The organism is Halomonas sp. KO116, assembly GCF_000734975.2.
Classification (GTDB): domain Bacteria; phylum Pseudomonadota; class Gammaproteobacteria; order Pseudomonadales; family Halomonadaceae; genus Vreelandella; species Vreelandella glaciei.
This window is the reverse complement of the sequence record NZ_CP011052.1, coordinates 4,093,526-4,117,234: the sequence shown is the minus strand read 5'-3', so window position 1 is coordinate 4,117,234 and position 23,709 is coordinate 4,093,526. Positions and strand designations below refer to the sequence as shown.

Genomic DNA, 23,709 nt, shown 5'->3' with positions numbered 1-23,709 from the left:
CGCGGTTAACCGCGCTCAATAAGATGACGGATACGCTGCGCCGCTTCCAGCGTAGGCGCCAGTTCGGCTACCAGTGCTAATCGCACACGTCCTGCGCCAGGGTTAGTGCCGTTTCCCCCCGTGCGCCCCATAAAGCTGCCGGGTAGTACGCTTACATGCTGCTCGGCAAACAGATGCTGGGTGAAAGCAATGTCGTCGCCGCCCGGTACCGCAGGCCAAAGATAGAAACTGGCTTGAGGAACTGGGAAGCTCATGACAGGCGCAAGCACATCGGTCACCGCGCTAAATTTTTCCCGGTAGGCGTCGCGGTTAGCACGCACGTGGTGCTCATCCTGCCAGGCGGCAATAGAGGCGTGCTGGAGGGGCAGCGACATGGCGCAGCCATGATAGGTGCGGTAGCGCTTGAAGGGGGTTAGCAGGGCTGCATCGCCCGCCACAAAACCCGAACGCAGGCCGGGCAAGTTAGAGCGTTTGGAGAGCGAGTGAAATACTACGCAACGTCGATAATCGTTGCGGCCTAGCTCGGCGCAGGCTTGTAATAGGCCGGGCGGTGGGGCGGTCTCGTCCAGATACAGCTCCGAATAGCACTCGTCTGACGCGATGATGAAGTCGTGCTCATCGGCCAGTGCAATGAGTTGCTTGAACTCCTCAATGGGCGTGACGGCCCCGGTGGGGTTGCCCGGTGAACAGATAAACACCATCTGCACCTCGCGCCACATAGCGGCAGGCACCGCACTAAAATCCGGCCGAAAATTGTTCTCAGCGGTGCAGTCTAAGTAGAGCGGTTCACCGCCTGCCAGCAGCGTCGCGCCTTCGTAAATCTGATAAAACGGGTTGGGTACCGCGACTTGCGCAGGGCGCGTGCGATCCAGGGCTGCCTGCACAAAGGCAAAAATTGCTTCCCGAGTGCCGTTGACCGGAACGATATGTTGTTCGCTGTCGAGGTTGCGTAGCTGAAAGCGCTGGGTTGCCCAATTAGCGATGGCTTCACGAAGCGCTGGCAGGCCGTTGGTCGCCGGGTAGCGGGCCATTTCCAATTGGTGCGCTACTAGGGCATCAAGCGCTGCTGGGTAGGGCGCGTGCTGAGGTTCGCCAATGGTCAGCGGTATATGAGCGAGCTCGGTGGGCGGGGTGAGCGTCGCCTTTAGCGCCGCCAGCTTTTCAAACGGGTAGGGATGCAGGGCGTCGAGGTCAGCGTTCATGATGTGTCCGTTAGTGGCTGGCTGGCGTAAGGCGACGATTATAGGCAAGCCCCGGTGCAGGCTCAAACCCAACCGGGGTTGCGAAGAGACTTAAACCCCTAGCACTTCAATCAGCCGCTCGCGTAGCTGCTGTTGACGTTCAGGGTCGGTCAACGGTTCGCCAGCCTTGGTGGTAATGAAAAAGACGTCTTCCACCCGCTCGCCGAGGGTGGCGATTTTCGCCGCTGAAAGGGAAATATCCTGCTCCATAAAGATTCGACCCACGCGAGCCAACAGGCCGGGGCGGTCGGGGGCGGTTAGCTCCAGGAGCGTGCGTTCGTTGGCCGGGTCCTGCTCAATCAACACTTCCGTGGGTACCTTGAAATGCTTGAGCTGGCGCGGTGTGTGACGCGTCACGATAGTGGGGTAGTCGTCGGGGTCATCAAGCTCTTCGACCAAGTGCTGGCGCATCTCTTCGATGTGGTTCGGGTCACGAATGGGCTGGCCGTGACTATCGAGCACAATAAAGGTATTCAACGTCCAGTCGTTGTGGGAGGTGGCGATGCGTGCGTCGTGGATCGACAGCCCCAGCTGCTCCATGGCGGCAGCGGTGGCAGCGAATAGATCATCCACCGAACGGGTATGGATAAACACCTTGGTGCCGCCTTCGGCCATGTCGGCGGTGGGCGCGCTGATCAGTACCAGCGGCAGCGGCGACTGGTTGTGATTGAGAATGCCCTGGGTCTGCCAAACGATTTCGCTGGGCGCGTACTGCAGGAAGTAGTCTTCCCCTAGTGATTCCCAAAGATGATCGATTTGCTCACGATTAACGCCGATGGTTAGCAGTAAAGAGCGTGCTTCGGTGCGCGTTTCCCGCACCCAGTCGTCGCGGTCGGGCGGATTGTTCAGGCCGCGGCGCAGGGCGCGCTTGGTTTCAGCGTGTAGTTGGCGCAGCAGCGATGCCCGCCAGCCGTTCCACAGCGTGGGGTTGGTGGCATTAATGTCAGCCACGGTGAGCACGTAAAGGTAGTCCAGCCGCGTTTCGTTACGTACGATCAAGGCAAAATCGCGAATCACATCGGGGTCGCTGATGTCGCGCTTTTGCGCGGTCATCGACATCAATAGATGGTGCTCCACCAGCCAACTGACCAGGTTAGTGTCGTGGGGCGAGACCTGGTGGCGCTGGCAAAAATGCTCAACGTCCCGGGCGCCGATTTCCGAGTGGTCGCCGCCGCGGCCCTTGCCAATGTCGTGAAACAGCCCGGCAATCCATAACAGGTCGAGCTTGGGCAACTGCTGCATCAAGGCCACTGCCACAGGAAAGTCACCCTTCGCTTCCGGTTTGCGGAAATTGTGCAGAAATTTGAGCAGCAGCAGGGTGTGGGCATCGACCGTGTAGATGTGAAACAGGTCGTGCTGCATCAGCCCGATGGCGCGGCCAAACTCAGGCAGGTATTTGCCCAGAATGCCGTAACGGTTCATGCGCCGTAGCTGGCGGGGCACGTTGCCGGGGGCGCGCATAATGGCCATAAATAGTCGCTGATGGCGCGGGTCTTCCCGGTAGTGGTCGTCGATCTGGTGGCGATGATCGCGAATTAGTCGGATAGTATCGGCACGCACCCCTTCGATTTCGGGGTGCTTGGCCATCAGCAGGAATAGCTCCAGCATCGCCGCAGGGCGCTCGCGGAAAAGCGTTCGCGAACGTACCTGGATATATCCGCCTTTGGTCTCAAAACGTTCGTTGAGTTTGACGGTTTCCAGCGCCTCTTTGCCGCGCAGGATGACCTCGTCAAAGTGCTGCAGCAGCATATCGTTGAGCCCCGCCAGCGCAGTGACGTGCCGGTAGTAACGCTTCATGAACTGCTCAACCGCCAGCCGCTCTGGGGTATCGCGGAAGCCGAACATCTCGGCAATCGTGCGCTGATGGTCAAACAGCAGGCGGTCTTCGGCGCGGTCGGTTAGCATGTGTAAGGCGTAGCGCACTTGCCATAAAAACGCTTGCCCCTGGCTCAAAATGCGCAGTTCGGCATCATTCATAAAGCCGTTAGCGACGATGTCGGTGTATTGTTCGGTGCCGAAGTGGCGCTTGGCCACCCAGCCGATCATCTGGATATCACGCAGACCGCCGGGGGAGCTTTTAAGGTTCGGCTCCAGGTGATACTCAGAGTTGTTGTAGCGGTAGTGACGGGAGATCTGCTCCTGCCACTTGGCTTCAAAAAAGCGGTCGGCGGGCCAAATGTGCTCAGCGCTGAGGCGTTCGCGCATCGCTTCGCGCAGGCTTTCTGGCCCCGCAATCAGGCGAGATTCGAGCAGGTTGGTAATCACCGTGACATCCGCTTCGGCTTCCCGCTCGCAGTCGCTAAGCGAGCGAACGCTATGACCAATTTCCAGGCCAATATCCCACAAGAAGGTGATAAAGGCGGTCAGCGGTTCCCGATAGGCGGTGTCGTCGTCCTGCTCCAGTAGCAGCAGCAGATCGATATCCGAATGGGGGTGTAGCTCACCACGGCCATAGCCGCCGACCGCCACCAGCGCAATACCCTCATCGGGCCACGCATGCTGCGCCCAGGCAATCGCCAGCAGCTGATCCAGGTACCAGGCGCGGCCGCGTACAAGGTCGCGGATGTCTGCACCGGCGCGGAACTGATCGTCCAGACGCGCCTGTAGCTCGCGCAGTGCGGCCTTGAAGGGCGCTACCGGCGAACGTGAGCCGGCAAGCTCGGTGCGGAAAAGATCCAGGTCGAAAAGCGTGGTGTCCGGTTTAAACCGGTGGTGGTGTAATAGCATCAGTTGGTTAGAAAACTGAAGTCTTCATCGCCACGCGCGGTCAGTACTTCTACTCCGCCCTCGGTGACCAGCAGCGTATGTTCCCACTGCGCTGAAAGGCTGCGATCTTTGGTGACGGCGGTCCAGCCATCGCGTAGTACCTTGGTTTTATACCCGCCGACGTTGATCATTGGCTCGATGGTGAAGCACATGCCGGCGGCGAGCTTAATGTCGGCATCCGGTGCGTAGCCGTCGTAGTGTAAAAACTGCGGCTCTTCGTGGAATTCGGCGCCGATGCCGTGGCCGCAGAAGTCGCGAACGACGGAGTAGCCGTTGCTTTCGGCATGTTTTTGAATCACGCGGGCAAGCTCCGATAGGCGCACGCCAGGCTTCACCAGCTCGATGCTTTTATACAGGCACTCCTGAGTAATGCGACACAGCCGTTCGCCCTGAATCGTCTCACCTACTACGAACATCACGCTGGAGTCACCGTGGTAGCCGTCGGTGGTCTTAACGGTGATATCTAGGTTCATGATATCGCCATTTTTGAGCTTCTTGGCGTCGTCGGGGATGCCGTGGCACACCACATGGTTGATTGATGTGCAGGTCGCTTTGGGAAAACCATGGTAGTTCAGCGGCGCCGGGGTTGAGCCCAGCTCGTTAACAATATACGCATGACAGAGACGGTCAATTTCCCCCGTGCTAATGCCTGCCTGGATATGGGGGGTGATCATTTCAATCACGCTAGCCGCTTGGCGCCCGGCTTCGCGCATGTGTTCGATTTCAGAAGGCGTTTTGATAGGAACGTTCATGAATGCTCGATTTGAATGCAGAATGGAAAATTGAATGGCGCAATTTAAGACCGTCAAACGGGGTGCGACTTCATCTTGGCAATGATCTATGGTATAAAGCCGCGCGCTTTCCTGCAATCGTGATTCCTAGCTTCTTGGTTGGGAAGGACGCAGTAGGGCAGGGCGATGAATCCGCAGCGTGCTCGGATTACGGGCGCGACGCTTACTAAATCATTAAAAACATCAAGCCTTAAAAACACACATGCACCGGCACATGGTCCCGGGTGCCGCTGGCAGCGTCTAACGTCGTCAACGGTCGGATCCATGGGGTGCGTGGAGGCCTAACCCGAGTTTTAGGAGTTCTATCATGTCTCACGTTAATATGCGTGACCTGCTGAAAGCAGGCGCTCACTTTGGTCACCAGACTAAGTACTGGAACCCGAAGATGAGCAAATTTATCTTCGGCGCGCGCAACAAGATTCACATCATCAACCTTGAACACACCCTTCCGGCGCTGAACGAAGCGATCGATGTGGTCGAGAAGATGGCGGCATCCAACAACAAAATTTTGTTTGTTGGCACCAAGCGCAGCGCTAGCAAGGTAATTAAAGAAGAAGCCAATCGTGCTGGCCAGCACTTCGTCAACCATCGCTGGTTGGGCGGCATGTTGACTAACTTCAAGACCATCCGCCAGTCGATTAAGCGTCTGCGTGATCTTGAAGCTATGCGCGAAGATGGCACCTTTGAGAAGCTGACCAAGAAAGAAGTTTTGGTAGCGACTCGCGAGCAGGAAAAACTTGAGCGCTCTATCGGCGGTATCAAGAACATGGGTGGCCTACCGGACGCACTGTTCGTGATCGACGTTGACCACGAGCGCATCGCGATCAATGAAGCCAACAAGCTGGGTATCCCGGTTATCGGCGTGGTGGACACTAACTCCAACCCCGATGGCGTTGATTACGTAATCCCAGGCAACGATGACTCCATTCGCGCTATCCAGATTTACGTTAAAGCGATTGCGGATGCGTGTGGTCGTGCCAAAGAAGGCAACGCGCAAGAGTTTGTTGAAGTGACCGAAGAGGCCGCTGCAGCTGAAGACAAGACTGCCGCCGAGTAATCGCAGCAGTGGGTGCGGTAAGCAGATGTGCCGCATCAAGATAAAGGGGGCTATGCCCCCTTTTTCCCGCGACAGACGAACTGTCTGAGCGGACGAATTTGCCGGCACTCAGTACCGGCCCCGCAATACAGAGAGACATAGGGCAGCGTGATACATGATGGTCATTTATCATGCCTATACTCTGTGTTGCGTTTAACTCTCATAGAACCATTTCAGAGGTGAATTCTCATGGCAGCTATCAGCGCCTCTCAGGTCAAGGAACTTCGCGAACGTACCGGTCTCGGCATGATGGAGTGTAAAAAAGCACTCACCGAAACCGACGGTGATATCGAAGTTGCAATTGAAAACCTGCGCAAAAGCTCCGGCCTAAAAGCGGCGAAAAAAGCCGATCGTATCGCCGCAGAAGGTGTAGTAGTTACGCGTGTAGCGGAAGATGGCAGCTACGGCGTAATGGTTGAAATCAACTCCGAGACCGACTTTGTTGCCCGTGATGACAACTTCATCGCGTTTGCCGACAAAATCGTCGGGGCTTTCTTTGTCGCGAAAAACGAAGATGTCGCCGCCGTTATGGCCGGCGAGCTGGAAACCACGCGCGAGCAGTTAGTTCAGAAAATCGGTGAGAACATCGGTGTGCGTCGCGCCGTCGTCGTTAACGCTGCTGACGGTGGCCTAGTAGGCGAATACGTCCACGGTGGCCGCATTGGCGTTCTAACCGTGCTCACAGGCGGTACTGCGCAAGTCGCAAAAGACGTTGCGATGCACGTAGCGGCGATCAACCCTGCGGTTGCGCACCCTGCCGATATGCCCCAAGAGCAGCTGGATCAGGAAAAAGCGATTATTCTGGCGCAGCCGGATATGGCCGGTAAGCCGGAGCAGATCGCTGAGAAAATGGTTCAGGGTCGCTTGAAAAAGTACCTGGCAGAAAACAGCCTGACCGAGCAGCCGTTTGTAAAAGATCCCAACCAGACGGTTGCTGAGTTCGTCAAAGCTGCTGGCGGCGAAGTGGCTGGCTTTACGCGCTTTGAAGTTGGCGAAGGTATCGAGAAAGAAGAAGTCGACTTCGCCAAAGAAGTTATGGAACAGGCTGGCCGTCGCTAAGGTCAGAGGTTTCAGAAAAAGATGGCGTGCGCGTGAGCGCACGCCTTCGCGTATCCGGCCCCTGTATAATTAATGCTAGTATAATCGGCCCTAAGATAGCTGGTTTTATACGCTGGTTTTATACCAAGGGGCTGCCCCGCCTGCCTGTTTACAGGTCTGCCTCAGGAGAGATGCCATGTCGCGTGATGTTCAAGAACCTACCCCTCATGTAGCACCCAGCAAGGCTGAGGGTTCGAAGTCAAAATACAAACGTATTTTGCTCAAGCTTTCTGGCGAAGCGCTCATGGGTGAGCACGATTTTGGTATTGACCCTAAGGTGCTTGACCGCATGGCGCTGGAAATTGGCCAGCTCGTCGGCATAGGGGTGCAGGTGGGCATCGTGATTGGCGGTGGTAACTTGTTCCGCGGCGCGGCGCTTAATGAAGCTGGCATGGATCGTGTTACCGGTGACCATATGGGCATGCTGGCGACCGTAATGAATGCGCTGGCGATGCGCGACGCTCTGGAGCGTTCCAATATCCGCTCGCGCGTGATGTCGGCTATCCCGATGAGTGGTGTGGTAGAGCATTATGACAGGCGTACCGCTATTCGCTACTTAACCTCAGGGGACGTAGTACTGTTCTCTGCAGGTACTGGTAATCCCTTCTTCACCACCGACTCTGCTGCCTGTTTGCGCGGTATTGAAGTGGACGCCGACGTGGTGATCAAAGCGACCAAAGTCGATGGCGTCTACAATAAAGACCCAGTAAAACACCCAGATGCTGTGAAGTATGACCAGCTCTCTTACGATGACGCCTTGGATCAAAAGTTGGGCGTGATGGATTTGACCGCAATCTGCCTGGTACGTGACCATAATATGCCGGTGCGGGTATTTGATATGAATAAGCCTGGTGCTCTACTGAATATGGTTGTAGGGGGCAAGGAAGGCACGCTGATATACAGAGGTTAATGACGTGATTAACGATATTAAGAAAGATGCCGAATCGCGCATGAAAAAAAGCGTTGAGGCGCTGAATAGTAACTTCAACAAGATTCGTACCGGCCGTGCTCACCCGAGTATTTTAGACGCCGTTACGGTGGAGTATTACGGCAGCCAGGTGCCGCTTAGCCAAGTGGCGTCGGTTAACGTTGAAGATGCTCGCACGCTGAGTATTGTACCGTGGGAACAGGGCATGGTGCAGAAGATCGAAAAGGCCATCATGACCTCCGATCTTGGTTTGAACCCGGCCAGTGCCGGCAACGTGATTCGTGTGCCGATGCCGATGCTCACCGAAGAGACCCGCAAAGGGTATATCAAGCAGGCGCGTAGTGAAGCTGAAAACGCCCGCGTTGCCGTACGCAACGTGCGCCGCGATGCTAACGGTGATTTCAAATCGTTGCTAAAAGATAAAGAGATCACCGAAGACGATCAGCGTGAAGGCGAAGATGCGATTCAAAAGCTGACCGATAAGTATATCGCTGAGATCGATAAAGCGCTGACTGCAAAAGAGCAGGATCTCATGCAGGTATAAATCTGTGCTTAATGCAGCCGCGGGCAGCTTTGGCTGCCCGTTTTGCCACACTCTGGCTGGTTTTTTTATGACTGACCTTTGGTGCGAGAATCCATGACGTCACCGCAGCTTCCTGGAAAACAGCCGGACGACGATAGCGTGTCTTCTCTGGCAGGGGAGGCCCCGCCGTCTCACGTTGCCATTATTATGGACGGCAATAACCGCTGGGCGCGCGCGCGCGCGCTTTCGGGGGTTCGCGGGCACCGAGCCGGGGTGGAAGCCGTCCGTGCGGTGATTCAGCGGGCCGCCGAGCGCGAGGTGCAAACCCTCAGCCTGTTTGCTTTCTCCAGTGAAAACTGGAAACGTCCGGCCGCAGAGGTAAACGCCTTGATGGAGCTGTTTTTGATGGCGCTTAAGCGTGAAGTCAAAAAGCTCAATGAACGCAATGTGCGCCTCTCGATTATTGGTGAACAGCGGGGCTTTTCCCACGCCATTCAAAAGCATATTCAGCGTGCTGAAGCGTTAACCGCGGACAACACGGGAATGCATTTGGTGATTGCTGCCAACTATGGGGGGCAGTGGGATATCGCACGGGCGGCGCGCTCCTTGGCTGAACAGGTGGAGGCTGGGGTGTTGTCACCTGAGGAAATCGATGAAGCGTGCTTCGGCACGGCAATGGGGGTTGATGACGTGCCGCCGGTAGATCTGTGCATACGTACCAGTGGTGAGCAGCGGCTATCTAACTTTATGCTCTGGCAGTTGGCCTATGCCGAGCTACATTTTTCCCCGTTGCTATGGCCAGATTTCGGTGCGGATGCGTTTGACGCGGCATTAAACGACTTCTGTCGGCGCCGTCGTCGCTTTGGCATGACGGACGAACAAATAGAGGCGCAGGGTGCTTAAACAGCGGATTATCACCGCAGCCTGGCTAGCACCCCTGGTGTTGGCTGGCCTGTTTGGTTTAGACGGCAGCGCTTTTGCGCTATTTACGGCGCTGATGGTGCTACTTGCTACCTGGGAGTGGGCCAATCTGGCGGGCGTTACCGTTATTGCACAGCGTGCTCAGCTAGTGGCCGTGATGGCGGCGCTGATGTTGATTATGTGGCTGACCGGGGCGGCCACATCGATATGGCCGCTTTGGCTCTCCGCCGCTGGCTGGCTGGTGAATCTCTACTGGGTAACCCGCTACCCTGCTGCAGGTTGTCAGTGGCAGGCCACGGGGCGGCGGTTGGCGATGGGCCTATGGGTGCTGTTGCCCTGCTGGGTGGGCTTTAACGTTCTGCGTGATATTGGTATGGCTTGGCTGTTGTTTGTGCTGCTGCTGGTCTGGTGCGCTGATATCGGCGCCTACTTTGTGGGGCGTCATTGGGGTAAGCGCAAATTGGCTCCTCAGGTAAGTCCTGGCAAATCATGGGAGGGCGTGTTCGGTGGCTTAGCCGCGACCACTATCCTGGCCATGCTCTTTGCACTGTGGTTGCCGCTGGGTCTGGTGGGTGGTATTACCCTGATGCTCATCACCGCCGTCGTCACCTTGGCCTCTGTGCTAGGGGATCTCCTGGAAAGCATGCTCAAGCGCCATCGCAATATCAAAGATTCGAGCCAGTTGCTCCCTGGCCACGGCGGAGTGCTGGATCGCATTGATAGTCTTACTGCGGCGATTCCTCTTTTCGCGCTGTTCTATGTGGAAGTCCTGGTTGAGGTATTTGCTTCGGTGTCGCCACTATGAGCCAGTTCGCTAATAAGCAACGCGTGACCGTGCTTGGGTCGACAGGCTCTGTGGGTACTAGCACGTTGGATGTGATTAGTCGCCACCCCGAACGCTATTGTGTCCATGCTCTGACCGCGCACACCTCAAAAGAGGCTCTGTTAGCGCAGTGCCTGGCGCACCGCCCAGCGGTCGCCGTATTGGATGATGAAGCCGATGCCGCTTGGTTGCGCCAAGCGCTTCAGCGTGCTGGGCAGTCAACCGAAGTGAACGCAGGTTCGCAGGCGCTGTGTGACGTTGCCCGGGACGCCAGCGTCGACTGCGTCATGGCGGCCATTGTAGGGTCGGCAGGCTTGCTGCCGGCGTTAGCCGCCGCGGAGGCAGGCAAGCGCGTGCTGCTGGCCAATAAAGAGGCGCTGGTGATGAGCGGCGCGCTGTTTATGGAAGCCGTTGTGCGCTCTGGCGCAACATTACTGCCGATTGACTCCGAACATAATGCCATTTACCAGTGTCTACCTGCGGAGCATCGTGGCGGGCTTGCCAAGCACGGCGTTCGTCAGCTGCTGCTAACCGCCTCGGGAGGGCCGTTTCGTACCTGGAGCCAGGCCGATATCAACAATGTCACCCCCGAACAAGCCTGCGCTCACCCGAACTGGTCGATGGGGCGTAAGATATCAGTGGATAGCGCCACTCTGATGAATAAAGGGCTAGAGCTTATTGAAGCCTGCTGGCTATTTGATGCCACGCCCGAACAAATCCAGGTGGTGGTGCACCCGCAAAGCGTGATTCACTCCATGGTGGCGTATCAAGATGGTTCGGTGATTGCACAGTTGGGTAATCCTGATATGCGCATCCCCATCGCCTACGGGCTAGCGTGGCCGGAGCGAATTGACGCCGGGGTCGAAACTCTGGATCTTTTTCAGGTGGCGCGGCTTGATTTTGAAGCCCCCGATGAAACTCGTTTCCCCTGTTTAGGGCTTGCCCGTGAAGCGATGCGGCAAGGTGGCATGGCACCAGTAGTACTGAACGCGGCTAATGAAATAGCGGTTGATGCTTTTCTACAGCGTAAGCTCAGTTTTACGGCGATTGGACAACTGGTGGCCGAGGTCTTATCGCGCCCCTATGAAGGCCGGGTCGACAGCCTTGAAAGCGTTTTAGCAACCGATCAATGGGCGCGACAACAGGCGTTGGAACTGGTAACAAGGTGGTCCGCTTAAGCATTCGCTGGGCTGGTCGTTAAGCGCGGGTCGTTAAGGAGTGCAGTGTGGGCCTGATACAGAATATTTTAGCGGTCATTGTGGTGCTGGGCCTGTTGGTAACCTTCCATGAGTTTGGCCACTTTTGGGTGGCGAGACGCTGTGGCGTCAAAGTACTGCGTTTTTCGGTAGGGTTTGGCAAGCCGCTATGGTCTCGTGTTGACCGTCAAGGCACGGAATATGCGATAGCCGCTATTCCGCTGGGCGGCTATGTCAAAATGCTCGATGAGCGTGAGGCGCCGGTACCCGAAGATCAACTCGACCAGGCATTTAATCGTAAGACTGTATGGCAGCGCATTGCTATTGTAGCCGCGGGGCCAATCGCTAACTTTCTGCTGGCGATTGTTGCCTACTGGGCACTGTTTGTGGCGGGTACCACGGTGGTTTCGCCGATGGTGGGCAGCATCGTGCCTGACTCGCCAGCCGCCGAGGCCGGGCTTGCCAATGGCGATGAGATTATTGCCATTCAGGGCGATGAAATGCGCTCTTGGGAAGATGTTAATCTGAAGCTAGTGTCTATTATTGGCTTCAGTGGTGAGTTGGCTATCGACGCACGTTCTGAGGGTGCCACTGACATACAGCGCTTTGAACTACCTGTTACCGATTTTTTGGTGCGCCAAGATCCGCCCCAGCCGCTGCAAACATTGGGTATTACGCCTTGGCAGCCAGAATTTCCGGCTATTTTGGGCCAAGTCGTCAGTGGGGAGGCCGCCGAACAAGCGGGCCTCATGGCTGGCGACACCATGGTCGCCATTAACGGCGAGCCAGTGGATGATTGGATGCACTTCGTTAATATTGTGCGAGGTAATCCTAACGAAACGCTGGAGCTCACCTACGAGCGTGATGGCGAGCGAGCAACCGTAGATTTAACGCCCGGGCGTAACAGCTTAGATACTGGGGTGGAAATTGGTTATATCGGTGCTGGTGCCGAGCAAGTTGAGTGGCCGGCTGCGTTTCAGCGTGAGATTCGCTATGGTCCTATCGAAGCGGTAGGCCAAGCGTTATCACGTACCGGTGAGATGACGTTACTGACCGTTGACGCCATTCGAAAGATGTTGGTGGGGCTTATTTCGCCTTCCAATCTCTCGGGGCCCATTACTATTGCTCAGATCTCTGGCGATTCGGCTCGTGCTGGGATAGAAGCGTTTATTGGCTTTCTAGCGTATCTTTCTATCAGTCTTGGGGTGCTTAACTTACTGCCTATCCCGGTGCTCGATGGTGGTCACTTGCTTTATTATTTTATGGAGGTCGTGCGTGGACGACCAGTATCTGAAAAAACACAAGCTGTAGGATTGCGCATTGGGCTTGCCATGGTCGGCACCCTGATGTTGATGGCCCTCTATTTTGATCTGATGCGCCTGTGGTAATGACGCGTGTAGCGCGCAGGATGCCTTGTCATCTGCCTGCACAAATGTATATGGTGCCTTTCTGGAATGAACGGCAGACCAACGCGAGCGAATTGACTGCATGAAAATCAAGACCCTTGGAATGGCGGCACTCTTGCTGGCAGGCGCCAGCGGCGCCCAAGCACAATCCTTTGATGTTTCTGACATTCGAGTGGAAGGACTGCAGCGGGTATCCGCCGCCTCGGTCTTCAATGCATTTCCGGTAAGCGCCAATGAGCGTGTCAGCGAAGCGCAGTTAGCTGCCGCTGCCCGTGACTTGTTTGCCACCGGGCTCTTTGACGATGTCTCCCTGGCCCGCGAGGGAGACGTGCTAGTCATTCAAGTCGTCGAGCGTCCGACCATTGCACGACTGGAGATTAGCGGTAACGATCAGATATCCGAAGAAGATTTGCGCAATGGTTTGCGTGAATCAGGACTCTCGGAAGGCCAAGTACTGGAGCTCTCCACGCTTGAAGAGATACAGCGTGAACTGGAAGGCGTATACCAGTCTCAGGGTCGTTATAGCGCCAGTATTGATACTGAAATTGAAGAGGTTGATGAAGGTCGCGTTCAAGTCAATATCAATATCAACGAAGGTGAAGTGGCCAAGATTCGTCAAATCAATATCGTGGGTAATGAAGCCTTTGACGATGAAACGCTGCGTGAGATGTTCGAGCTAAATGATCGGCCAGGACGTATTTTCGGCTGGTTCTCAAGCGATGAGTACTCCCGTGAAGCGCTATCTGGTGATATAGAACGACTGCGTTCGTTCTATTTGGACCGTGGCTACGTCAACTTTGATGTGACATCGACTCAAGTGTCGATTGGCCCGGAAAAATCCGAAATCTTTATTACTCTGAACGTCGATGAAGGAACCCAGTATCGCGTTGGCAATATTCGTTTCGCAGGCGATCTTCAGATCAGCGAAAATGAAGCCCGCCAACTGCTGACCGTTGAAGAGGGTGAAATTTTCTCCCGCGGCGATGTCAATACGTCTACGGAAGCGCTACGCCAGCGTCTAGGTGCTGAGGGTTTTGCGTTCGCTGATATTCAGGGCGTGCCTGAAATGGCTGGCGATGGCGAAACGGTTGATCTGGTCATTGCCGTTAATCCTGGCGAGCGTGCCTACGTGCGTCGTATCGAGTTCTTCGGTAATACCACGACTCAAGATGAAGTTCTGCGCCGCGAAATGACGCAGTTAGAAGGCGCGCCGGCTTCCACCGAAGCCATTACACAATCGCGTCAGCGTCTAGAGCGACTGGGTTTCTTTAGCCAGGTAGAGGTGGACACTCAGCCTGTACCCGGCGAGCCTGATTTGCTGGATGTAACCTACAATGTCGAAGAGCAGCCCTCTGGCTCGGTCTCTGCCAGCGTTGGTTTCTCGCAAAGTGCCGGCGTTATTTACGGCGTAGGTCTATCGCAGAATAACTTCCTGGGCACGGGTAACCGGGTCAACGTGGGTGCTCAGCGCAGTGACACCTTTACCAGCGTCAACTTCGGCTTTACCGACCCCTACTGGACGCTGGACGGAATTTCTCGCGGTTACAATGTGTTCTATCGCGAAACCGATTATGCCGACTCGGATATATCGACGTTTTCTACGGATGCTTATGGCGCTGGAATCAACTTCGGCTACCCTGTTAGCGAGCTGTCGCGGCTTAACTTCGGTGCCAGCCTTGAAGACCTTACGGTGAAAACTTACTTCGATACAGCCTCGGAAATTCGCCGTTACGTAGAAGATCAGGGCGAAGATGCACAAAGCCTTAAGCTGACCGCTAGCTGGACGCGTAACAACCTCAACCGCGGCATCATGCCGACGGACGGCAGCTATCAGCGCCTATCGTTAGAAACGGGCGTCCCCGGCAGCGATGCAGAGTATTACAAACTGCGCGCGCGGGCTCAGCAGCTTTTCCCGATCAATAATGATGAAACCTGGGCGTTCAAGTTTACCGGTAATGTCGGCTATGCCGATACATTGGGCGGGAATGATCCGTACCCGTTCTATGAAAACTTCTACGCGGGCGGCCTTGGCTCAGTGCGTGGCTTTACATCGAATACCCTTGGTCAGCGCACCACGCCAGCAACCGAAGGCGGTCGGGATCGTACCCTGGGCGGTAACATTTCTATAGAAGGTAGCGCCGAGATTATTTTCCCAATGCCCTTTATTGAAGATCAGCGAGCGCTGCAAACATCACTGTTCCTGGACGGTGGAAACACTTTCTTGAGTTCGTGCTACGACGTGCTTGCAGAAGACGCCGGTCGTCAGCAGTGTAACTCCGGTGTTGATCTTGGTGATTTACGCTATAGCGCTGGTATTGGCCTCTCTTGGCTGACGCCGGTGGGCCCGCTGACCTTTAGCATCGCCGAGCCATTGAACGATGAGAGCGGAGACGATACTCAGTTCTTCCAGTTCTCACTGGGCCAAACGTTCTAAGGGATGATTGATCTAAGAAGCAATTGTTCACAAGGGCAGTCGTTCTAAAATTGCTAGACCGCGTGCCATGGTGGTGCGCGCTAGCGTGACCTAAGGAGTTAACACAATGCGTAAGCTGACAGCGGTTGTATGCCTGTTGGGTGCGATGATTTTGCCTGCCCATGCTGCGGAAGTCGCCGTATTAGACTGGCGCGCGGCGCTGATGAATACTCAGTCCGCACAAGCGTCACTGAGCACCCTGGAAGGGCAGATTGGCAATCAACAGCGGGAAGCGCAGAACCTGGGCAATGAGTTACAGCAGCTACAAGAGCGTTTGCAGAATGAAGGCGAAACCATGGCCCAGTCCCAGCGCGAGTCGCTGATTAGCGAGCTACAGCAAAAGGGCAGCCGCTTTGAACAGCTGCGTCAGGAAGTCATGCAGGCCCAGCAACGCTCTGAACAGCAGTTTTTAGAAGGTGCTGAGGCGAAACTGGAGCAGGCGGTTGCACAGGTGCTTGAGCGCCACGGCATTGATGTACTGGTCGAGCCCCAGGGCGTACTGCACTCAGGGGTTGATCTGCCTAATGTGACCGATGAAGTCACGCAGATCTTTGACACTCTGAATTAATTTTAAACGATGATTGGTGTGGCCTAGCCACACCAAAGCTTCTTTGGGCTCCCATGACGCACGCTTCTCATCACCTTACCCTCGCAGACATTGCTCGCCATTTGGGTATCGCCGTTAGCGGTAATGCCCAGCAGCCGATACGTGGTTTGGCGACGCTAAAAGAAGCGCAACCGGATCAAGTGGCTTTTTTGGCCAATCGCGCCTATTTGAAAGATTTGGCGACGACTAAAGCGGCGGCGGTGCTCCTGCACCCTGAGCATGGCAAGCACTGTCCTGTACCGCGCCTTGAGATTGATAACCCTTATTTAGGCTACGCCAAACTATCACAGTTGTTTGATCCCTTACCCAATCGCGACATTATGGGGATACATCCCACGGCAGTAGTGGCGGAAGATGCTCAGCTAGGTGCCGATGTCTCCATTCAAGCCCATGCTGTGATTGAATCAGGTGTGGTGCTGGGTGATCGCGTGGTGATCGGGGCTGGCAGCGTGGTCGGCGCCGACAGCATCATTGGCGAGGGAACGCGGTTACATGCCAACGTCACCCTCTGTCATGGCGTAGTGATTGGCAAGCGGGGAATCTTACAAAGCGGCTGTGTGATCGGCGGTGATGGGTTCGGTTTTGCCCACGACGGCGCAGGCTGGCATAAGATTGCCCAGCTGGGCGGCGTCGTGCTGGGTGATGACGTTGAAGTAGGAAGTTGTTCCAGCATTGATCGCGGCGCTCTGGGTGATACGGTGATTGGCGATGACGTCAAAATCGATAGCCAGGTACAAATCGCCCATAACGTGATCATTGGCGACCACAGCGCGTTGGCAGGCTGTGTAGGTGTTGCGGGCTCTACCAAGGTCGGTAAGCACTGTATGCTCGGGGGTGGCGTCGGTTTGTCGGGCCATCTGACTATCTGCGATGGGGTGCAGGTGACCGGGATGAGTTTGGTCACGAATTCAATCCATGAGCCAGGGGTTTACTCTTCCGGTACCGGCGCCATGGCCAATACCCAGTGGCGAAAAAATGCAGTGCGTTTTAAACAGCTTGATGACATTGCTAAGCGCCTAGCAAGGCTGGAAAAAAAGCAGCGTGATTAGTCTATGTGGTGAGTCGTCGCTGAATGATTTATCCGCTGCTGGCTTGAGACTGGTTAGCGGCGGGGTATAATCCTCAGCCTTTTAACCAGCAGGCGTGCTGGTGTTTACCTGACTCTTTTCATGAGTTCCAGGTTTTTTGTAATTTTAGAGGTCGCTACGATGGTTATGGATATTAATGAAATTCGCGAGTACTTGCCCCACCGTTACCCCTTTTTGTTGGTGGATCGAGTAACGCAATTAACCACCGGCGAATCCATCGTTGCGTACAAAAACGTCAGTATTAATGAGCCGTTCTTCAACGGCCATTTCCCCCATCACCCGATTATGCCTGGTGTATTAGTGCTTGAAGCCCTTGCTCAGGTATGTGGCATTCTCGGCTTTAAAACGGTTAATAAACTGCCTGCCGATGGTTATGTTTATTATCTGGTAGGCAGTGATAACGTGCGCTTTAAGCGTCCGGTCATGCCGGGCGACAAACTCACGTTAGAAGCCGATGTGATCAAAGGCAAGCGGGGTATCTGGAAATTTGCATGCCGTGCCACGGTGGATGGCGAACTGGCCTGCGAAGCAGAAATTATTTGTGCCGAGAGGAAGGTGGCTTGATACATCCTACTGCACTGGTCGACCCGACGGCGCGTCTTGCTGACGATGTTGAGGTAGGCCCATTTAGCATCATCGGGCCAGACGTCACTATCGGCGCTGGTTCTGTGATTGGCCCGCATGTGGTGGTGAAAGGCCCCACCACGTTAGGCGAGCGAACGCGTATTTTTCAGTTCGCCTCGGTAGGCGAAGACTGCCAGGACAAAAAATACGCAGGCGAGCCGACGCGATTAGTCATGGGCGATGATAATGTAATTCGTGAAGGCGCCACGATCCATCGTGGTACCGTTCAGGATCGCAGCGAAACTACTATTGGTTCGCGTAACCTGTTAATGGCCTACGTTCATGTCGGCCATGACTGCGTGATCGGTAACGACTGCATTTTAGCCAATCAGGTCACCTTGGCGGGGCATGTCACCGTTGGCGATCATGTCATTTTGGGTGGTTTGGCGGCAGTGCACCAGTTCTGTCACTTTGGCGATCACGCCATGGCCGGTGGTGGTTCGATCATCACCAAAGACACGCCTGCCTATATCATGATCAATGGCAACCCTGCCGAAGCGCGTGGCCTCAATCTGGTGGGCTTAAAGCGACGTGGCTTCAGCCGCGAAGCGATTAACGCCTTAACCGCCGCCTATAAGATAGTCTATCGCCAAGGGCTGACCACAGAACAGGCGCTCGTTGAAATGCGCAGCCGCTTTGAACTGCCTGAAGTCGAGCATTTTGCCGCCTCTATTGAGCGTTCGACCCGCGGCATTACCCGCTAACTCATGCTAAACCGCTTATGACCCTGCAACGTGTTTACCTCGTGGCCGGGGAGCTTTCCGGCGATATTCTTGGCGCTGGGCTGATACGTGAGCTCAAAGCGCGCCACCCCGGCGTCGAGTTTCGTGGTATCGGCGGCCCCCGCATGCAGGCCGAAGGCATGACGAGCCGCTTCCCCCTCGAAACGTTGGCGGTAATGGGGCTGGTGGAAGTGCTCAAGCACCTCCCAGAATTGATCCGTGTGCGTCGTACCCTGAAAGCCGAAGCCTTGGCCTGGCAGCCGGACATTATGCTCGGCATTGATGCACCTGACTTCAATTTAGGCCTGGAGCGCCAGCTCCGTGAAGCGGGCATTATGACCGCCCACTACGTGAGCCCTTCCGTGTGGGCGTGGCGACAGGGGCGGGTAAAAGGTATTGCCAAGTCGGTAGACGGCATGCTGACACTGCTGCCTTTTGAAGCCGCCTTCTATCGCGAACACCGTGTCCCCGTCGCCTTTGTGGGTCACCCTCTGGCCGACGAAATGCCGCTGGAAAATGACCGTGTTGCCACCCGCCAAGCGCTGGAGCTAGCGCCTGATAGCCAGGTGTTGGCGCTGTTGCCAGGCTCTCGGGCCAATGAAATTCGGTTTTTGGGCGATACCTTTCTTGCCGCCGCCGAACAGCTCTGCCAGCGCAATCCCGCGCTGCAAGTGTTAATTCCAGCGGCCACCTCTGATCGTCGTCGGGAAATCAGCGCACTACTGACTAATTACCCGCTGCTGATGGAACGTACTGCGTTGCTAGATGGTCAGGCCCGCGAAGCGATGGTGGCCAGCGATATCGTGCTGCTGGCCTCGGGTACCGCCGCGTTGGAAGCCATGTTGTGCCACCGCAGCATGCTGGTGGCTTACAAGATGGCACCAATGACGCATTGGCTAGCCAAGCGAATGGTGAAAACTCAGTGGGTGTCGCTGCCCAATTTGATTGCCCAGGAAACGCTGGTGCCTGAACTGATTCAGGACGCCGCCTCGCCGGAGGCGATTGCCGACCAACTCAGTGCCATGCTGTCAGATGCGGCAGGCCGCCATGCGTTGGAAGCACGTTTTGCCGAGATGCACGCTACGCTACAGCGCAACGCCAGTCGGCGCGCCGCCGAGGCGATCAGCCAGCTAGCAGCAGGTCAGCCACTGGAGACTGTTGATGGCCGTTAGAGATAGGGTGACAGCGCATTGGTTGATCGAGCACAAGGATTTTCAACCGCTAGAAATTGCCTACACTGGTGAGCGTCTGGCAGGGGTTGATGAGGTAGGACGTGGGCCGCTGATTGGCAGCGTGGTAGCCGCTGCGGTAATTCTCGACCCCGCTCAGCCGATTGACGGTCTCACCGATTCCAAAAAGCTGACGGCGCGTAAGCGTGAAGCGTTGGACAGTCAGATTCGCGAGCGGGCGATAGCCTTTGCTGTGGCAGAAGCCAGCGCTGCCGAAGTGGATGAGCTGAATATTTACCACGCCACCCACTTGGCTATGCGTCGAGCCATTGATGCACTGGCACCGGCGGCGGAATATCTACTTGTCGATGGCAATAAATTACCTGGCCATCTGCTGCCTGGGCAGGCCGTGGTGAAGGGCGATGCGCGCCACGCGGCCATCGCCGCCGCCTCGATTCTGGCCAAGGTTGCCCGGGATGCCCAAATGGTTGCCTTGGATGAGTGCTATCCTGAGTATGGTTTTGCGCGCCATAAAGGCTACCCGACCAAAGAGCACCTGACGGCGCTTGCAGCTCACGGGGCACTGGCCGAACATCGTCGTAGTTTTGCGCCGGTGCAGCGTCAGTTGGCGCTGCTTTAACGTATTTCTTCTTCATCTAGCGTATTTCTGAGAGTCTCATGACGGTCCCGTTCGTTCATTTACGTTTGCACAGTGAATACTCCCTGGTCGACGGCTTGGTTAAACTCAAATCGCTGGTCAGCACGACTGCTGAGCGGTCGATGCCAGCGCTGGCGCTGACGGATGAAACTAACCTGTTTGGTTTGGTTAAATTCTACAAAGCCGCCCAGGGGGCGGGGTTGAAGCCGATCATCGGCAGCGATTTATGGCTGCAAAACCCTCATGACGAGTCTCACCCCTATCGGCTAACGCTGCTGGCCATAAATGACGTTGGCTATCGCAACCTTACCGAGCTGATCTCTAAAGGCTGGACCTATGGCCAGCGCCAGGGGCGGGCCATTCTCGATAAGCAGTGGGTATTAGAGCAGAGCGAAGGGCTGATAGCGCTTTCCGGTGCGCGTGAGGGTGAGATTGGCCGGCACCTGCTCTCTGATCATGAGCCTGAAGCGCGTCAGCTGCTCGAAGAGTGGCAGGCTGCGTTTCCCGAACGTTTTTATTTAGAGCTAGTGCGCACCGGGCGCCCATTGGAAGAGGCCTGCGTTCACGCCAGCGTCAAGCTGGCCATTGAGACAGGCACACCGGTGGTGGCGACCAACGACGTTCGCTTTTTAGAGCGCGACGATTACTGGGCCCACGAAACCCGCGTCGCCATCGGCGAAGGTAAAGCGCTGGATGACCCACGCCGTGAACGCCGCTACACCGAAGAGCAGTACCTAAAAAGCCCCGACGAGATGGCGGCGCTGTTTGCGGATATTCCCGAAGCGCTGGAAAACAGCGTCATGATCGCAGAACGCTGCAGCGTGAACGTGCGTCTGGGCGAGATTTTCCTACCTGAATTCGAAATTCCTGAGGGCATGACCCAGGATGAGTTCTTCCGCAAGGTCTCTCACGATGGCCTGACGGATCGACTCGATTTTCTCTTCCCTGCTGAACGCTATCCCCGCGACAGCGATGAATACAAGGCGATCGACCAGCGATACCGCGATCGGCTGGAGTTTGAGCTTAACGTTATTATCCAGATGGGTTTTCCTGGCTACTTCTTGATCGTAATGGACTTTATCCAGTGGGCAAAAGATAACAGCGTTCCTGTAGGCCCTGGACGCGGCTCAGGTGCTGGCTCGCTGGTGGCTTATGCGCAAAAGATCACCGACCTTGACCCGATCGGCTATGACCTTCTCTTCGAGCGCTTCCTGAACCCGGAACGTGTCTCCATGCCCGACTTTGACGTCGATTTCTGTATGGAGAAACGCGATAAGGTAATTGAGTACGTGGCCGAGCGTTACGGACGCAATGCGGTATCTCAGATCGTGACGTTTGGCACCATGGCCGCCAAGGCCGTGGTGCGTGATGTTGCACGCGCTCAGGGGCGGCCCTACTCGCTGGGGGATAAGCTCTCCAAGCTGATCCCCTTTGAAGTGGGCATGACCCTGGCCAAAGCCATCGAGCAGGAACCCGCGCTCAAAGAGTTTATCGGTAACGACGAAGAAGCTGAGGAAATCTGGGAGATGGCCCTAAAGCTCGAGGGCACCACCCGGGGGACCGGTAAGCACGCCGGGGGCGTGGTCATTGCGCCGACCAAACTGACGGACTTCTCTCCGCTGTTATGCGACGAGGACGGTTCAGGCTTGGTGGTGCAATTCGACAAAAACGATATCGAAGAGGCGGGGCTGGTTAAGTTTGACTTCCTGGGCCTACGCACGCTGACGATTATCGACTGGGCGCTGGAGATGGTCGATAAGGTGCGCAGCGTCAATGACCAGGGGCCGCTCAATATCGACAGCATCCCGCTGGACGACGCGCCGACCTTTGAGATGCTCAAACGCGCTGAAACCACCGCGGTGTTTCAGCTCGAATCCCGTGGCATGAAAGAGTTAATCAAGCGCCTGCTGCCTGACTCGCTAGACGATATGATCGCCCTGGTGGCGCTGTTCCGCCCCGGCCCGCTGCAGTCGGGCATGGTGGATGACTTTATCAACCGTAAGCACGGCCGGGCCGAAGTCTCTTATCCACACCCGGATTACCAACACGAACTGTTGAAGCCGGTGCTGGCGCCTACCTACGGCATCATTCTTTACCAAGAGCAGGTCATGCAGATCGCTCAGGTAATGGCAGGCTATAGCCTCGGCCAAGCCGATATGTTGCGCCGGGCCATGGGTAAGAAAAAGCCTGAAGAAATGGCCAAACAGCGCGACGGCTTTATGGAAGGTTGTGCCGCCAACGGTATCGATAAAGACCTCGCCGGTAACATCTTTGACTTGGTGGAAAAATTCGCCGGTTACGGTTTTAACAAGTCGCACTCGGCCGCCTACGCCTTGGTTTCCTATCAAACGGCGTGGCTAAAAGCCCACTATCCAGGGCCTTTCATGGCCGCGGTGATGTCCACAGAGATGGACAACCTGGATAAGGTGGTACCGCTGATTGAGGAGTGTCGCAACCTCAAACTCACGGTGACCCCACCGAACGTTAACGTCGGTGGCTATAAATTCACCGTCGATACCGATGCGCGGGTGGTTTATGGCCTGGGCGCGATTCGTGGCGTGGGCGAAGGACCGATTGGTGCCATTGTTGAAGCCCGTGAGGCAGACGGTCCGTTTAAGGATATCTTCGACTTCTGTCGCCGCATGGATCCCAAACGGATGAATAAGCGCACCCTGGAAGCACTGATTCGCTCCGGCGCGCTGGATACCATCGGTCCCAACCGCGCGGTGCTATTCGCTGCCATGGAAGACGCGCTGAAAGCCGCCGCCCAGAACCATACCAATCAAAACCTGGGTATGCTGGATATGTTCGGCGACGCCTTCGTTGAAGCCGACGACAGTGATAGCAACGTTTACGCCGAATATATCAACGCCCGAGAGTGGACCGATCGCGAGCGCCTCTCGGGGGAGAAAGATACCCTGGGGCTTTATCTGACGGGGCACCCGATTGATGAGTACGAGCGCGAATTAAAGCGCTTCGTGTCTACGCGAATCAGCGATTTAAAGCCCTCCCGCGACCCCCAGCGTGTGGCAGGTCTCGTGGTCGGCGTGCGTACCATGAAGTCCAAACGCGGCGATACCATGGCGTTTATTACCCTGGACGACCGCACCGGGCGCATTGAAGCCTCGCTGTTTGGGGAGTTATTCGAGCAGTTGCGCGGTCAGATTGAGGCCGACCAAGTGCTCATCGTAGAGGGCGAGGTTTCCAGCGATGAATTCTCTGGCGGCCTGCGCCTGCGCGGTAAAGACGTCACACCGATGGTGACGGCGCGTATTCGCTACGGCCAAGCGGTGGAGCTGGCGCTGGACGCCGCCCAAATCAATGGTCGCTTAATTGAAACCCTGCGCGACAGCCTGACGCCGTATCGCGATCAAGAGGGCTTGCCGGTGCGCCTACAGTATCGACACCCGGCAGCTGTCGCGTGGCTGGAACTTGCCGATGAGTGGAAAGTCGCGCCAAGCGACGATTTACTGCTGGCGCTGCGGGATGTGCAGGGCCAGGCAGGCGTTCAGCTACGTTATCGTTAAAAGTATCGTTAACGGGTAAACGGGCGAGCACCCACCTTGCGCAGCAGGGTCA

The 23,709-nt window shown here is 56.0% G+C and carries 19 protein-coding genes; 16 read left to right on the top strand and 3 right to left on the bottom strand.

Going from position 1 to position 23,709, the window contains the following annotated elements:
• Positions 1–5: 5 nt before the first annotated feature.
• The 3 genes from dapC to map all read right to left on the bottom strand — a co-directional run bounded on the left by dapC (position 6) and on the right by map (position 4,759).
• A complete protein-coding gene (gene dapC, locus KO116_RS18790; RefSeq protein ID WP_035564761.1) occupies positions 6–1,202 on the bottom strand; it encodes a succinyldiaminopimelate transaminase in 1,197 nt (398 codons plus the stop codon).
• 90 nt (positions 1,203–1,292) lie between these two features.
• A complete protein-coding gene (locus KO116_RS18785) occupies positions 1,293–3,968 on the bottom strand; it encodes a [protein-PII] uridylyltransferase (protein WP_035564760.1) in 2,676 nt (891 codons plus the stop codon).
• Complete coding sequence (map, locus tag KO116_RS18780) at positions 3,968–4,759, bottom strand: type I methionyl aminopeptidase (RefSeq protein WP_035564759.1); 792 nt, start codon at positions 4,757–4,759, stop codon at positions 3,968–3,970. Before map ends, KO116_RS18785 begins: the two co-directional genes overlap by 1 nt.
• 346 nt (positions 4,760–5,105) lie before the next feature.
• On the opposite strand from map, the gene rpsB reads away from it, so the two are divergent.
• The 16 genes from rpsB to dnaE all read left to right on the top strand — a co-directional run bounded on the left by rpsB (position 5,106) and on the right by dnaE (position 23,657).
• The gene (gene rpsB / locus KO116_RS18770) at positions 5,106–5,855 is read left to right on the top strand and encodes a 30S ribosomal protein S2 (RefSeq protein WP_035564756.1); all 750 of its coding nucleotides are present in this window, start codon (positions 5,106–5,108) and stop codon (positions 5,853–5,855) included.
• Between the two features lie 228 nt (positions 5,856–6,083).
• Positions 6,084–6,953: a translation elongation factor Ts gene (gene tsf / locus KO116_RS18765; protein ID WP_035564754.1), complete on the top strand. Its 870-nt coding sequence runs from the start codon at positions 6,084–6,086 to the stop codon at positions 6,951–6,953.
• Between the two features lie 175 nt (positions 6,954–7,128).
• Positions 7,129–7,902: a UMP kinase gene (pyrH, locus tag KO116_RS18760; RefSeq protein ID WP_007111718.1), complete on the top strand. Its 774-nt coding sequence runs from the start codon at positions 7,129–7,131 to the stop codon at positions 7,900–7,902.
• Between the two features lie 4 nt (positions 7,903–7,906).
• A complete protein-coding gene (gene frr / locus KO116_RS18755) occupies positions 7,907–8,464 on the top strand; it encodes a ribosome recycling factor (protein ID WP_035564751.1) in 558 nt (185 codons plus the stop codon).
• Between the two features lie 93 nt (positions 8,465–8,557).
• Entirely contained in the window at positions 8,558–9,346 is a 789-nt protein-coding gene (uppS, locus tag KO116_RS18750) for a polyprenyl diphosphate synthase (protein WP_035564748.1), read from the top strand.
• A complete protein-coding gene (locus tag KO116_RS18745; RefSeq protein WP_035564746.1) occupies positions 9,339–10,169 on the top strand; it encodes a phosphatidate cytidylyltransferase in 831 nt (276 codons plus the stop codon). The genes uppS and KO116_RS18745 overlap by 8 nt, the downstream gene beginning before the upstream one ends.
• Positions 10,166–11,365, top strand: coding sequence for a 1-deoxy-D-xylulose-5-phosphate reductoisomerase (gene ispC / locus KO116_RS18740; protein ID WP_035564744.1), 1,200 nt, complete (start codon positions 10,166–10,168; stop codon positions 11,363–11,365). The genes KO116_RS18745 and ispC overlap by 4 nt, the downstream gene beginning before the upstream one ends.
• Positions 11,366–11,412: 47 nt before the next feature.
• Positions 11,413–12,771: an RIP metalloprotease RseP gene (gene rseP / locus KO116_RS18735; RefSeq protein ID WP_035564742.1), complete on the top strand. Its 1,359-nt coding sequence runs from the start codon at positions 11,413–11,415 to the stop codon at positions 12,769–12,771.
• Between the two features lie 100 nt (positions 12,772–12,871).
• Complete coding sequence (gene bamA, locus KO116_RS18730) at positions 12,872–15,223, top strand: outer membrane protein assembly factor BamA (protein WP_442905773.1); 2,352 nt, start codon at positions 12,872–12,874, stop codon at positions 15,221–15,223.
• A 106-nt stretch (positions 15,224–15,329) separates the two neighbouring features.
• Positions 15,330–15,830: an OmpH family outer membrane protein gene (locus tag KO116_RS18725; protein WP_035564738.1), complete on the top strand. Its 501-nt coding sequence runs from the start codon at positions 15,330–15,332 to the stop codon at positions 15,828–15,830.
• 53 nt (positions 15,831–15,883) lie between these two features.
• Positions 15,884–16,918 (top strand): UDP-3-O-(3-hydroxymyristoyl)glucosamine N-acyltransferase, encoded by a 1,035-nt coding sequence (gene lpxD / locus KO116_RS18720; RefSeq protein ID WP_035564736.1) that lies wholly within the window; start codon positions 15,884–15,886, stop codon positions 16,916–16,918.
• A gap of 159 nt (positions 16,919–17,077) precedes the next feature.
• Positions 17,078–17,521 carry a 3-hydroxyacyl-ACP dehydratase FabZ gene (fabZ, locus tag KO116_RS18715; protein WP_008959868.1) on the top strand — a complete coding sequence of 148 codons (444 nt, stop codon included), beginning with the start codon at positions 17,078–17,080 and terminating at the stop codon, positions 17,519–17,521.
• The gene (gene lpxA, locus KO116_RS18710; protein WP_035564734.1) at positions 17,518–18,285 is read left to right on the top strand and encodes an acyl-ACP--UDP-N-acetylglucosamine O-acyltransferase; all 768 of its coding nucleotides are present in this window, start codon (positions 17,518–17,520) and stop codon (positions 18,283–18,285) included. The genes fabZ and lpxA overlap by 4 nt, the downstream gene beginning before the upstream one ends.
• Before the next feature lie 17 nt (positions 18,286–18,302).
• Positions 18,303–19,475: a lipid-A-disaccharide synthase gene (gene lpxB / locus KO116_RS18705; protein WP_035564732.1), complete on the top strand. Its 1,173-nt coding sequence runs from the start codon at positions 18,303–18,305 to the stop codon at positions 19,473–19,475.
• The gene (gene rnhB, locus KO116_RS18700) at positions 19,465–20,112 is read left to right on the top strand and encodes a ribonuclease HII (protein WP_045812174.1); all 648 of its coding nucleotides are present in this window, start codon (positions 19,465–19,467) and stop codon (positions 20,110–20,112) included. The genes lpxB and rnhB overlap by 11 nt, the downstream gene beginning before the upstream one ends.
• Before the next feature lie 38 nt (positions 20,113–20,150).
• The gene (gene dnaE / locus KO116_RS18695; protein WP_035564731.1) at positions 20,151–23,657 is read left to right on the top strand and encodes a DNA polymerase III subunit alpha; all 3,507 of its coding nucleotides are present in this window, start codon (positions 20,151–20,153) and stop codon (positions 23,655–23,657) included.
• Positions 23,658–23,709 lie beyond the last annotated feature (52 nt).